The following is a 13,512-nucleotide window of genomic DNA, read 5'->3' as shown; positions in this document are numbered from 1 at the left end:
TCTTAAAGGAGAAATGCCGTGAGATAGCGGATCACGGGGAGAACCGTTTTGTCAAATATCCCTGTGAGAAACAGAAGAATAATAATGATAAAACCGTAACGCTCCGTTTGGGAAAACTTGAACGCCTTTTCATACGGAAGAAAGTTGGTAAGTATCCGCCCGCCGTCAAGGGGGAGTATGGGAATAAGGTTAAACACGGCGAGAGCCACGTTTATCTGCACGGAGAGCTTAAGCATTATCGCTATAGGCATAGCTATCTTTGCTGCCAGAGTATCGGCGTGAATCGGAACAACCAGTACAGCCTGAAGCAAAAGAGCGGAAGCCAGAGCAACTGCAATGTTTGAGACGGGACCGGCGGCAGCCACTATCGCCATGCCGTATTTATTGTTCCTCAAGCGGGAAAAGTTGACCGGAACAGGTTTCGCCCAGCCGAAAAGCTGTGTTATCAGAAGAAATAAAAGTCCCACAATATCGATATGCGCAAACGGGTTGAGGGTGAGGCGTCCGAGCCTTTTCGCCGTGTCGTCCCCTAGCATGTACGCCGCCACACCGTGGGAAAGCTCATGCACGGTGATAGCAAAAAAGAACGGCACAATCGCCAGTGACATAAATCTTATATATTCTGCAATATTGAAATCCATCAGAAGTTCATACCAGATAAACGGGTTGCCGTCAATTTTATAGAGGATGCAGGAAGGAAATCCAGAGTAAGCAGTATATCACCCCCGATTAATAGACTCTTTTGCTGTTTGTGCCGCCGTGCTTTTAAAACTCAGCCGGAGAAAGGTTTTATTGGCTGCTGCTCCGTAACACTACAGCACACTGCGTCCCTGAATAATTCTTACAAGAATAATTATCAGAGCTATTACAAGCAGAATATGGATGAAACCTCCGAGAGTATAAGAACTGACTAAACCAAGAAGCCATAAAACTACCAGAACTACGCTTATTGTCCACAACATAACTTTCTCCTTAGAAATAAGGCAGTGATCAAAATATTTCTGTCACTGCCTGCGAGTGCACCGACAACCTCTTATGCAGCGCCTGACTCAGACCAGCTTTATTGATCTGTTATTTTAAAGCCAAGCTGTTCTGTACGGATGTAACACCCTCAACCTGAGAGGCAATTCTGCCTGCCAGTTCCGCATTCTGTTTTGAATCAACAAATCCGCTTAGCTGGACTTTGCCTTTGAAAGTTTCAACATTAATCTCCAGTGTTTTAAGCGAGGATTCGTCAAATATAGCTGCTTTAACTTTAGCTGTGATTACGGAGTTGTCAAAGTACTCACCGGAGCTTTCTTTTTTATTGCTGGATGCACAGCCAATAAAGGCGGCAAGTAACACGGCGAAAAGTAATATTTTCATAATTTGGCGCGATTTAATCATTCAACTTCCCTTCTATGTTTATTTATAATTAATTTATTTCTTTAATTTATAATCTATAGTTCACCAACCATTCTGTCAATGGCTTAGAAATAACGGTGTAATCAAATTATCGATCACTCATATCAATATTCACTTAAATAGATTAAACAACCTATCTTACAGAACAAGTTGGCGGTGAATTAAATAAGGGCATGAACTGTTGATTTATTTTCAACAGATCAATAATTGAAGAAACGTTTCAGAATTTTTATGCTGCAATAGAAGCCGCTGAATATCTCATCACAGAAGCAGCACGAAGGACATGAACCAGTTGAGTTCGATTCGGTCTATGTCACGCTGTCCGCACGGAGCGGAGTAATATTTCAGTGATTTCCTCGTGAGGCACGGATAGCGGTATTCCTTGAGGATGTGCTCGTACTCCCGCATAGCCTCGCCTCTTCTGCCGGAGATGTCCATGAGCATGGCACGCATCATCAGCACTGTCCCCTCCCTGTAGTGATCAAGCTTCTGTCCAAGGGTTTCATCGGCAAATTCCAGAGCCTTTGCGTACTCGCCCAGCTTGGCGTACGAAACAGAGAGGAACAGTGGAAAGGCATATTCATCCTGCTTCATGTTTTTCAGCCCGGACATAATGCTCACAAGCTCTTCATAATTATGGGTTTCAGAGTGGTCACAGCCGGAGAGTGTGTATGTTTCCATAACCTCCGAATGGGGAGCATCGGGCTTTATAACTCTGAGCGGTTCGGTTTTCCCCGCGAAGAGCTCAGAGATTGAGTAATCGTATATATCGCCCGCTGTCGAAGGGGTGGTTCCGTCCGCAACGGCTATGCGGTCATCAGCGAAGCTGAAGCTGGCACTTGAGATCGTGTTGCTGTTGGCGACTGTGCACCCTGCGTAGAGATCTCTCTTCATTCCTACATCATAGAAATCGCCGAGAATCTTGAACATCTTTATATGATCCACGCCGAACCACATAGAGCTAAGCATATCGTCCATTCTTTTCTTGCGGTAGAAGTTGTTCTGCACCCAGATGTAGGCGGGCACAAACTCATCCGCCTTTTTGTCCGGCGTGTGCGCCATGTTTGCGTAGCTGAATTTGTTCTCGGTGACTTTAAATTCGCTCATGCCCTTGCTGTTCATTTCAAACACGGAGCATTCGCCGGTTTTTCCGTCTGTTACGAGAATCCCCCAGCCCCCTGCGGTTTTCTTATTCTCAAGCAGGCTGCGCACTTCCGCAATGCTTCTGCATGTTCCCATAATGTCCGAAACTATGCCGAGAACAGGTTCACCGCTTAATGAAACTTCACGGGTGAAGAGCACATGCAGCGAAACAGCTATCCCCTCTTCATTTATGCTGGTAAGTCCGGGGAGCAGCAGTCCGTCTGCGCTGAGCGTGATTGACCCTATTTTATCCTTAGGCTTGATAACGATAAGGGCGTGATCCCTTGTCCAGTATTTGCCGCCGTAAAAATCGAGGTTGCGCCCGTGGAGTATGCCGCTCCCTTTTTTTACTGCGAGACTTGAGCAGCCTAGGAAGATCTGCGGCATTCCGCTTATGAAATAGCCGGATTTGCCCACCAGATAAAGCAGCATATCAGGATATGAGAGACTTTTGGAAACCACGGAATAGTCAAGACCCAGAAGCTCGGAATATGTCTTCCAGAAGACAAGATCGTTTTTGTTGTACTTGGATGAAATGAGACCGGTAAGCTTTTTGAGAGCGAAAAGCCCCATGTTGCCCAGCAGGTTGTTACCCACTATGCCCCCCAGAACCCTGCGGGGAAAATCCATAAAGTAGTCAAGTGTTTCCCTGTGCTCTATCTGCCCGTAAAGGGAGGTTGCTATCTCTTCCTGTGTGCCCTTGGCGTATATAACTTTCATATATTCCCGTGATATTTACCCATCAGACTCTTCACCAGCTCAATGTCAGATGAATAAGTGATTTTTATATTCTCCGGAGTGGACTGCACATACTTAACCCTGTGCCCCGCCATCTCCATTGCCATGGACTCGTCAGTGGGGTTTGCCTTTTTTCCGGCAGCGTCCATAACGGCGGCAAGAAGCCTGCCCAGCTCAAAAACCTGCGGAGTGTGGCTGAGGACATATCTGTTCCTGTCCACTGTGCCCTCTATGCCGTCAGGGGTAACCCGTTTCAGTGTTTCCCGCACGGGAACGCAGCATATGCACGCTCCTGACTCCTCTGCTGTTTTTATGGTGTCCCTTGTAACTTCCGCCGGAACAAAGGGGCGCACGGCGTCATGAATCAGCACATGCGTGCTTTTCACTTCCAGAAGACAGTTAAGCACTGTTTTCCATCGTTCGTCACCGCCTTTTATCATGCGGTATCTTATTCCGAGAGCGTCCGCCGTTTCGTTTACGGTTCCGAAATCATCCTCTCCGGCGCCGATGAGAAATTCGTCAAACTCATAGGCATCACGCAGGCATTTCAGCGCATAGTAAAGCACAGAGCGCCCGTTAAACTCCGCAAACTGCTTTTTAACATCACCCCCGAAGCGTTTTCCCACTCCGGCGGCAGGTATAACCGCAGTTACGCTCAAGAACGCACCTTGGTAAAGATAATGCGTCCTGATTCGGTCTGCAGAAGGCTTGTCACATTCACTTTCACTGTCTCGCCCATCATCCTGCGCCCGTTTTCGAGAACAACCATTGTACCGTCATCCAGATAACCGACACCCTGCCCGTGCTCCTTGCCCTCTTTCACTATGGTGATACTGAGGTCTTCGCCGGGGAGAATGTTCTGTCGCATTGCCATGGCGAGATTGTTAAGATTAATAGCTCTTATGTTCTGTATCTCCGCCACTTTCAGCAGGTTAAAATCCGTGGTGATTATATGAGCCTTAAGCCTTTTTGCCAGAGCAACAAGCTTTTCATCCACAGTACCCAGATCGGTAAAATCCGTCTGGTTTATCTCCACGGGAAGCTTCGTCTGTTCCTGTAGCTTTTTCAGCACATTCAAACCCCTGCGCCCTTTCTGCCTGCGCAGGTGATCGTGGGAATCGGCTATGTTCTGAAGCTCCTTCAGAACGAAGGTAGGAATAACCAGCGCACCCTCCATAAGCCCTGTATCGACAATATCCGCTATGCGTCCGTCGATGAGCGTTGAAGTATCCAGAACCTTCTGCTGAGCGGCGTATTTCGCTGTTTTCTGCTTCGAGTTAAGTATCTTGGAAAAAAGCAGCTCAAACACCCAGTGCACCTTCATGCCGAGGATGATGCCCAGATAAAGCATAAAGAAATACAGCCCGAGCTTCACAGCTTCATTGGTAACCAGAGAATCAAAAATCGTCGCCAGAAGATAGGCAATGAGCGAAAAAACAATCCCTCCTACCGCTCCGGCTAAGAACTTATAGCTCTTGAAATCCGAAAAAAGACTCTCTATGAAATAGATAGAGAAGATAATCACGACCGCGTAGGTCACCGCGTAGTAGATGTCGATGCCGAGAGACTCGTGCATCAGGACAAAAACAAGAAAAATCATTACAGAGTATAAAAACCTGAAAAGCCACATAGCTTCCCCCTGAGTAGAAAAAACAGCCCCGCCATCAGTAAAAGCGGCGGGGAAAAAGATATAATTCAAATATGGTCTTATTTATAAAAAAAGCAAGCTACAGCAAACCGATAAGACTCACCAGCATCATACGGGCGAAATAGATCACGATGAGCAGTATTATGGGGCTTATATCCATGAACCCGAGAGGCGGTATTATCTTCCTGAAGGGTTCCATAACAGGCTCTGTCATTGCGATTACGAACTGAACCACAGGGTTGCGCGGATCAGGGCTCACCCATGACATAAGCGCGCGGATTATAATAAGCCATGTAAAGATCCCGAGCAGATCGAGAAGCACCTTTATACTGCCCGCGGCAGCGCCTTTAACGGCGGGAATAAGCTGTACTCCTCCCGTCGTGGACATATAGAAGCCCAGATGAAACAGCGTGTCCATGGCTATGAAAAGAACGAAAAGAACAACCATCGCAGGTATAACAACGGTGTTCCCCGGCAGATTAACGAAAGTTCTGGTCAGCTTTACCCAAGGCAGAGCGATGCGGTAGAAAAATGTGGAGTATGACGTTGTGCCGAAACGGTTTGTAGTGCTGCCCACAAGGACGGCTATTATATAAAACAGAAGAATGAAGCGCAGAATATCGTCAAATGCGTAGAAAAATCCCCATATGAGCCCGCTGCCGCCGAAAAAGGAGACAATGATACCGTAAAAAACCGCTATACCCGCTATAAAAAGAGGCGCAAGAGCGTCAGTGCGCTTCTTTGTCATTTTAAGCATGTTCATGTATACAGGGTTGGTCACGGAAGCGACAAGCTTACCCAGCGGGTTAAAGTGCAGTTCCTGTGTTGTCATGGCAGCATGAAGCAGGATAACACATATGAGAAATTTTACAGCAAAACCAATTATAATAATCATTTAAACAATTTCCTCCTTTCAGGAGCGCCCGCCGAAAAGGGCTGTCCCTATACGGATCAGCGTGGAGCCTTCCTCCACTGCGACCGTGAAATCATCGCTCATCCCCATGGAGAGGATTTGCAGATCTATATTTTCCGATGCGAATTTGCCTTTCATCTCTTCCATAAGCTCCCTTGTGCGGGCGAAGTGGATTCTGTTCTCTTCCGCCTCGTTAACCAGCGGGGGCATCATGGTAAAGCCTTTTACTCTTATGTGTCTGCATTTTGAGGCTGTCTCAAGCAGAGCGGGCAGTTCCGCCGCATCCACGCCGGACTTAGCCGGATCGTTTGCCACATTAACCTGAATCAGCACATCCTGCACCCTGTCTTCACGGGTGAAGTGCTTCTCCATCTCATTAAGAAGCGGTATCCTGTCCACAGAGTGAATCAGGCTGAAATTACCTTTAAGATATTTTACCTTATTAGTCTGCAAATGTCCGATGAAATGAAGCTCAAGCTCCTTCAAACTTTTGAGTTTCTCATGTTTTTCCAGCGCTTCCTGCATCTTGTTTTCACCGAAGAGCCTCTGCCCCTGCTCGTATGCCTCAGTTATGCTTTCCGCAGGAAAGGTCTTACTCACCGCAAGAAGCGTCACGCTGTCAGTCCTTCCGGCACGTTTCAGAGCTTTTTCCGCTTCCCGCATTATTTTTTCTTTTCGTTCGCTGAACAATTTACTTCCTCATCAGGATGGAGATCATCCTGCCTGTTCTGCCGCTGTCCCTTCGGTATGAGAAGAGATAGTCCGACGAGTATGTGCAGTCAGTAACCCTGGTTATTTCAGGCACGCCTGCATTTCTGAGTGTTCTTTCAACGCTTCCGCCTATAGAAAAGCACATTCTGCCGCAGATGCTCTCCACGCTTTCGCCGTGTCCGGCTGATGTGAAAATATCCGCAACCTCGCTGCCGACTTCAAAGTTGGCGGTGCTTATTCCGGGACCGACAACAGCCCTTGTCACACGGTCTCCGGCTTCCTCAAACATAGACAGGGCATTTTCCACTATGCCTGCGGCGGCGCTTTTCCACCCGCAGTGGAGACTGGCGAGACATCCTCTGCCTATCAGGTGCACGTTCCAGCAGTCGGCAGTGAGTATGCCCAGAGCTATGCCCCGCTCACGGGTAAAAAGACCGTCACCATCGCTGAACATAACGTCAGCTATGTTTTCCGCAGTAACTTCCCTTATAACATTTCCGTGAACCTGAGTGAGGGTCACAAGCCTGCTTATGCCCCACGCTGTTTTAAGCTTTTCAAGGTTTTTCAACACCTTAAAGCAGTCATCTCCCACATGCAGAGCGGCATTGAAGGAGGTGTAAATTCCTTCGCTGTAACCGCCTCTGTTTGTGGATGTTATTTGTAAAATATCGCTGTCGTCAACGGCGCAGATGTACTCCGCACCGTCTTTTGCTACAAGCAAAACTACTTCCTGTCCTGAAGCTTGGCAAGGAGTCTCAGTATCTCGATATACAGCCAGATCAAGGTTACCATCAGACCGAAGGCGGCATACCATTCCATATACTTCGGCGCGCCCGCTTCCGCTCCGTTTTCGATAAAGTCGAAGTCAAGCACGAGGTTAAGAGCGGCAATGATAACCACCACAATGCTTATACCTATGCTCAGGGGGCTGGAATCGTGCATGAAGTTCATCTGTATTCCGAAAAAGCCGAGTATAAAGCTTGCCAGATACAGAATCATAATTCCGCCTGTCGCAGCCACAACGCCGAGCTTAAAGTTCTCTGTCGCCTTAATATATCCGCTTGTGTAAGCAAGAAGCAGAGCAACCAGAACAGCCACGGTGAGCATAACCGCCTGAAGCACTATGCCGGGGTAGCGCATCTCGAACATAATGGAGATTCCGCCTACGGCAAGCCCCTGAAGAGCGGCGTAAAGCGGTGCGGTTATTGCGGAATATTCCTTTTTGAAGGTTGTGACAACAGCTACTATAAGCCCGCCGATAATTCCGCCGATCATCAGCGGATAGAGATACTTCACGTTCCCGCTGACTGCCATATTCCACGGAATATAGCCTGCGATAAGCAGAATGACGGTGAGAAGGAATGTCTTGTTGACCGTTCCTCTTATTGTCATCGCATCATCAAATCTTGTGGCGGCTGTCCCCAGTGAACCCCCGCTTTCGCCTCTGGTGTAAGTCGCAGTTGAGGCAGCCACTCTTTCGCCTCTGGCGGCGGCTGCCGCTTTCTCAAACGCTTTGTCCGTAAGCATAGGGTTTGATGTTCTCATACTTTTACAACTCCTTTATATAATTATGTAAAATTTACCATCCATATAAATTTTACATACACGCTCGCGCCGTGATAAACACGGCTTCGCTACGCACGGCGTGACTCCATCCATGGAGTCTGATAATTATGTAAAATTTACCATCCATATAAATTTTACATACACGCTCGCGCCGTGATAAACACGGCTTCGCTACGCACGGCGTGACTCCATCCATGGAGTCTGATAATTATGTAAAATTTACCATCCATATAAATTTTACATACACGCTCGCGCCGTGATAAACACGGCTTCGCTACGCACGGCGTGACTCCATCCATGGAGTCTGATAATTATGTAAAATTTACTTCTGTTATTCCAGAATAACCCAACGGCAGAAACTCTTCAAGAGAATCCGCCGTATGCAGTCCGAATCTAAAACATGCCTCTGGTTTTTACAAGACAATAATAATTATGAAAAATTCAAAGAAATTTCAATATAGGAGAATGAAATTCTCACGCCTGCTCTTTCAGCTTCAGGTCTCTGTCGATAAGCTGAGTAAACACCAGTGAAACAAAGGCGAGAACAGCGCCCGCCACAAAGGGTATACGATAGTCCAGCATCCACAGAAGCCCGCCGATAAGAGGAATCACAACTGCCGCTATGTGATTGATAGTGAAGCCGATCGCCATTGTAGGCGCTATGTCTCCGGAATCGCCTATCTTCTGGAAGAAGGTTCTTATAGCCACTGAAAAATTGAAAAATATGTGATCCAGTATATACATAACTGCTATTATCCATTTATTGTCCACATAGGCGTAAGCGAGAAAAACACCAATCAGGCTCACATATTCCAGCGAGAGCACGCCCCTCTCGCCGAATTTATTTATCGCCTTACCTATCATTGGGTTAAGGAAATAGTTCACTGCGTTGTTCACAACAAAAAGCATGGCTATGACAAATGCTGAGAACCCGAACTTCTCCACCATGAGAAAAACGGAGAACGCCACAAAAATTTGCCTTCTCGCTCCCGCAAGGAACGTAAGCACATAATACAGCCAGTATTTTTTGCGCATAAACATGCTTTTGCGCTGAACGGGCATATTCTGCTTCGTGGGGTCTATGAAAAGGCAGTAAACGCCGCCCGCAGTGAGAAAAACACCCACAAGCAGGTAGATGGTTTTATAGTCGAACACCTTAAGCATGCCCATTACAATCACGCCGACAATGATGCTGCATGCGGCGGAGATGCTTCTGAATCTGCTGAGAACAAGAGGCGTTTCCTGCTTGGTGAAATACTGCAAAGTGAGTGACTGGTTCACTGTTTCGTAATAGTGGAAGCCAAAGGACATGACAATGGTGGTGAATATCAGCCCGTAATAAGTTGGCATGAATCCGGTGAGCCCCACGCCTATGCCGAGGAAGATTATTGAAAACGCTCCGAGTTTATGCTCCGGTATGAACCTTATTACATAAATCACCAGAAGCGCAAGGAAGCCGGGAATTTCCCTGACTGACTGGATAACGCCCATCTGATAGCCGTTTACGCCAGCCTGTTCCACAGCGAAGTTGTTAAAAAGAGTCTGCCATGTCTGCAAACCGATTATAGATGCAACGGTAAGAAGAAACAGGAAGAAATACATTTTGTTGTCTCTTGTCACCGCACCCTCTTAGAAATACGAAATCATCTAATAATAAAAATCAAATAGCACATTTATTCCGTACAGAAAAGAGGAAAAAAGGCACACTTACCGACAAATGCTCAGGACTTCTTCGCCGCCGCCTTTTCAAATATTGCCAGATCTTTATCGGAGAAGAGACATATAACTATCTTTTTAAGAGTTTCGGGCGAATGCTCCGCAAAATCGGTTATAGCCTTTATGATTATCCCCGCTGCCTCATCCTCAGGAAACCCGTTGATCCCCATTGATATAGCAGGCAGAGAAATAGAGGTGAGTCCTTTTGTCTCCGCTGTCATGAGGCTTGAGAAAACAGCGCCGTAAAGGTTTTTATCCGGTGCGGGGTCTATGCCGTATCTGGGACCGACAGCGTGTATAACAAACTTCACCTTCAGATCACCGCCGCCTGTGATAACCGCAGAACCCAGCGGGCAGTAGCCTATAGCGTCGCATTCCTTCTGTATGCTTTCGCCGCCCTTGGCTTTTATGGCTCCGGCAACGCCGGTTCCGAGCTTAAGGTTTGTGTTTGCCGCATTAACTATGGCGTCCGTGTCTGTTTCGGTGATGTCACCCTTGATGAGTCCCAGAGTGACTCCGTTGACAAGTATTTTAAGCATGTTCAGCCCCCTTGCCCCGATTTCCAGTTTTCATAAATTTTAATAAAAACGGGGTGGTATGTAAGTGAAGGATCCATACGGAGGTAATTCATGGTCTCGTCCATTCTGTCCGCCGGAACAGCGATAAACTGTCCGAAGCCTTCCGCGTACACCGTGCCTTCACTGTCCTTTATACACCCCACAGATTCATAAAACATCCTGTTTTTTCCTGAAAAAGATGTAATAAGAGTGAGAGGTGTCTCGGAAGGAGTGTTCTTCCTGAATTTTACATTGAGATTTCGGGTAAAGCAGAGCGTGTCCTTTGTGCCGAATACGCTGGCGCTCCAGCCCATGCACTCGTCAAGCAGGGCGGAGACAATTCCGCCGTGCACAACTCCTTTAAACCCGCAGAAGCGGGCGGGGATGCACAAATCCGCCTTTACGCAGCCGTCTTCCACATAAAAGCGCGCATCCACGCCGAAAGTATTTTCCTCACCGCAGATAAAGCATCCGCTGGAGTGAGGCAGGTAATATCTTATGCCCATTTTATCTGGTTCAGCTCGAAGCGTTCCTTTATAAATTTATGTCTGGGCAGAACGGCGAAAGCCACCTTCATTTTGCCCGCTTTTTTCAGTGTTGTCTTGGTGGAATAGCTGTAAACGCCGTTTTCAACGTTCTTGAACTCAAGCTCCACAAACTCAGGATCTTTAAACTCGCCGCTTGCTCCGTCAAACTCCACAATTGCGCATACGGAAAGGTTTTCAGGCTGAATGGCATCGGTACGCACAGCAGCGCTGAAAATTACGCCCGACTCCATTTTAAGGTCGTCAGCCTCAACTTTTGTATCTACAAACTGCACATTGTCCCAGCTCTGGATTATGCTGTCCTTCCAGAGAACATACTCCTTCGCCTCTTCATGCTTGTTCGCGCGGAAAGCGGAATTAAGCTCGTGAACGGGCACATAATACTGGTCGGTGTAGTTCATAACCATTCTGGAGGTGTTGAAGAAAGCGGCGCAGGTTTTAATCGCCTGCTTCATCATCCTTGTCCATTCACGGGGAACGCCAGCTCTGTCTCTGGTGTAGAAGAGCGGTATTATCTCGTTCTCAAGCTTGTCGTAAAGCTCCATGCTCTCGACATGATCCTGATAGGTCTCCTTCTCGTATTCCTCACCTGCACCGATTGCCCAGCCGTTTTCGCCGTTGTAGCCCTCATCCCACCATCCGTCAAGAATAGAGAGGTTAAGCCCGCCGTTGGCGGCTATCTTCATGCCGCTTGTGCCGGAGGCTTCCATGGGGCGTTTCGGAGTGTTCAGCCATATATCCACGCCCTGAGCGAGGTATTTCGCCACTTCAATGTCATAATCCTCTATGAAAACTACTTTGTCCCTGAACATCGGCTTACGGCAGATATGGAAAATCTTTTTGATTATCTCCTTGCCGCCGTTGTCCTTGGGGTGCGCCTTGCCCGCTATGATTATCTGCACCGGACGATCGGCGTTGTTGAGTATCTGGTGGAGCCTCTGCTCGTCCATGAAAAGAAGATAACCTCTTTTGTATGTGGCAAACCTTCTGGCGAAGCCGATTGTGAGGTGATCGGGGTTAAGAACCTCGTCAGCTTTAACAAGCTCGCCGGATGTTCCGCCGCGCTGGAGAATCTGGCTTTTCAGGTGTTTTCTGGCGAAGGCTATAAGCTTTTCCCTCTGCCTCTGCTTGGCTTTGAAGAGAGCGGCATCAGGTATGTTTTCCGCTTTGCTCCAGATTGTGAAGTCGTAAGGCTTGTAGTACCAGTTTTCGCCTATATATCTGTTGTATATTGTTTTAAATTCTTCTGATATGAATGTGGGCAGATGGACGCCGTTTGTCACATGCCCCACAGGGATGGAGTTTTCAAGGGCGTTCGGCCAGATGTTCTTGAACATCTTCCTTGAAACCTCGCCGTGCAGGCGGCTCACGCCGTTTCTGTATGTGCTGAGTTTTATGCCGCATACTGCCATTGCGAAGCCTTCACTCTCGTCAAACGGATTCACCCTGCCGAAGCCCATGAGCTGATTTATGTTCAGGACGCAGTTTTCAAAGAGAGGACCGAGATATTTTTTAACCTGATCCGTTCCGAATATGTCAAACCCTGCGGGAACGGGGGTGTGAGTGGTGAAAATCGTGCTCTTGCGCACTACCTCGACAGCCGTGCGGAACTCCATCCCCTCGGAGACATAGTTCCTTATGCGCTCAAGATTCACGAATGAGGGGTGACCTTCGTTTATATGATAAACTGTGGCTTTTCTGCCCATTGCCCTGATCGCCCTGTAACCTGCTATGCCGAGTATTATTTCCTGCTTGAGACGCATGTTGGAATCGCCGCCGTAAAGCTGACCCGTTATCTGTCTGTCTTCCTTGGAGTTGCCTTCAACATCCGTATCAAGGAGTATAAGCTCTATCTTGCCCACCGCCATGCGCCATACATTGACCTTAACGGTTCTGTTCTCAACCATGACCTCAACGCAGACTTCCTGACCTTCAGGGTTCAGAGCCCTGCGCATGGGCATATTATAAAACTCGTTGTAGGGATAGTATTCCTGCTGCCATCCGTCGGAGTTAAGATACTGGTGAAAATAGCCGTTTCTGTAGAGCAGACCTATGGCGGAAAAGGGTATTCCCACATCACTGGCGGATTTGCAGTGGTCTCCGGAGAGAACACCGAGACCGCCGGAATACAGCTTAACGGATTCGTGTATTCCGTATTCCGCGGAGAAGTAGGCAACGTGCATCTTCTCTTCGACTTTTTTTGCATGTTCAAGCTCAAACCAGCGGGGCAGAGTCATATACTCCGTAAACTGCTTATGCACAGCCTCAAGGCGGGACATAAACACGGGATCCTTCATAAGTTTTTCATAGCCTTCCCTCGTGAGGCTTCCGATAACGGCTATGGGATTGTGGCGGGATTTCTCCCATGAGGCAGGGTTTATACTTCTGAAAAGCTCCAGAGCGTCATCATTCCAGCACCACCAGAGATTATATGCAATCTCCTCAAGGGCTTTCAACTCTTGCGGCAGGTCAGGTCTTACATTATATTCAGAAATCCTCATATTCCACCCCCTGAAAATTATATAGAAAAACTTATATGTGGATCAAGTATACTTGTAAAAAAGATTTTTT

At 47.6% G+C, this 13,512-nt stretch carries 14 protein-coding genes; all 14 read right to left on the bottom strand.

The window, feature by feature from the left end; genetic code table 11:
• Positions 1-2 precede the first annotated feature (2 nt).
• Complete coding sequence (locus EP073_RS06715) at positions 3-641, bottom strand: site-2 protease family protein (RefSeq protein WP_128466388.1); 639 nt, start codon at positions 639-641, stop codon at positions 3-5.
• 171 nt (positions 642-812) lie between these two features.
• On the bottom strand, positions 813-962 hold the full coding sequence (locus EP073_RS06710) for a lmo0937 family membrane protein (RefSeq protein WP_128466387.1): 150 nt from the start codon (positions 960-962) through the stop codon (positions 813-815).
• A gap of 109 nt (positions 963-1,071) precedes the next feature.
• Complete coding sequence (locus tag EP073_RS06705; RefSeq protein ID WP_206617510.1) at positions 1,072-1,365, bottom strand: BON domain-containing protein; 294 nt, start codon at positions 1,363-1,365, stop codon at positions 1,072-1,074.
• A 300-nt stretch (positions 1,366-1,665) separates the two neighbouring features.
• Entirely contained in the window at positions 1,666-3,267 is a 1,602-nt protein-coding gene (locus tag EP073_RS06700) for a C45 family peptidase (RefSeq protein ID WP_128466385.1), read from the bottom strand.
• Entirely contained in the window at positions 3,264-3,944 is a 681-nt protein-coding gene (gene ispD, locus EP073_RS06695; protein WP_164885296.1) for a 2-C-methyl-D-erythritol 4-phosphate cytidylyltransferase, read from the bottom strand. The genes EP073_RS06700 and ispD overlap by 4 nt, the downstream gene beginning before the upstream one ends.
• Entirely contained in the window at positions 3,941-4,915 is a 975-nt protein-coding gene (locus EP073_RS06690) for a PIN/TRAM domain-containing protein (protein WP_128466383.1), read from the bottom strand. Before EP073_RS06690 ends, ispD begins: the two co-directional genes overlap by 4 nt.
• Positions 4,916-5,012: 97 nt before the next feature.
• Positions 5,013-5,828 carry a YggT family protein gene (locus EP073_RS13895; RefSeq protein WP_206617509.1) on the bottom strand — a complete coding sequence of 272 codons (816 nt, stop codon included), beginning with the start codon at positions 5,826-5,828 and terminating at the stop codon, positions 5,013-5,015.
• 18 nt (positions 5,829-5,846) lie between these two features.
• Positions 5,847-6,536 (bottom strand): YggS family pyridoxal phosphate-dependent enzyme, encoded by a 690-nt coding sequence (locus EP073_RS06680; RefSeq protein WP_241654063.1) that lies wholly within the window; start codon positions 6,534-6,536, stop codon positions 5,847-5,849.
• Position 6,537: 1 nt separating this feature from the next.
• Positions 6,538-7,278 (bottom strand): purine nucleoside phosphorylase YfiH/LACC1 family protein, encoded by a 741-nt coding sequence (locus tag EP073_RS06675; protein WP_164885295.1) that lies wholly within the window; start codon positions 7,276-7,278, stop codon positions 6,538-6,540.
• A 2-nt stretch (positions 7,279-7,280) separates the two neighbouring features.
• Positions 7,281-8,102, bottom strand: a complete 822-nt coding sequence (locus tag EP073_RS06670; RefSeq protein ID WP_206617508.1) for a Bax inhibitor-1/YccA family protein — start codon at positions 8,100-8,102, stop codon at positions 7,281-7,283.
• Positions 8,103-8,597: 495 nt separating this feature from the next.
• Positions 8,598-9,743 (bottom strand): MFS transporter, encoded by a 1,146-nt coding sequence (locus EP073_RS06665; protein WP_241654062.1) that lies wholly within the window; start codon positions 9,741-9,743, stop codon positions 8,598-8,600.
• 101 nt (positions 9,744-9,844) lie between these two features.
• Entirely contained in the window at positions 9,845-10,378 is a 534-nt protein-coding gene (locus tag EP073_RS06660) for a macro domain-containing protein (RefSeq protein WP_128466381.1), read from the bottom strand.
• A gap of 2 nt (positions 10,379-10,380) precedes the next feature.
• Positions 10,381-10,902, bottom strand: coding sequence for a PaaI family thioesterase (locus EP073_RS06655; RefSeq protein WP_128466380.1), 522 nt, complete (start codon positions 10,900-10,902; stop codon positions 10,381-10,383).
• Positions 10,893-13,442, bottom strand: coding sequence for an alpha-glucan family phosphorylase (gene glgP / locus EP073_RS06650; protein WP_128466379.1), 2,550 nt, complete (start codon positions 13,440-13,442; stop codon positions 10,893-10,895). The genes EP073_RS06655 and glgP overlap by 10 nt, the downstream gene beginning before the upstream one ends.
• Between the last annotated feature and the right edge of the window lie 70 nt (positions 13,443-13,512).

It is taken from the genome of Geovibrio thiophilus (assembly GCF_004087915.1).
Classification (GTDB): domain Bacteria; phylum Chrysiogenota; class Deferribacteres; order Deferribacterales; family Geovibrionaceae; genus Geovibrio; species Geovibrio thiophilus.
This window is presented reverse-complemented; position numbering and strand designations above follow the sequence as displayed.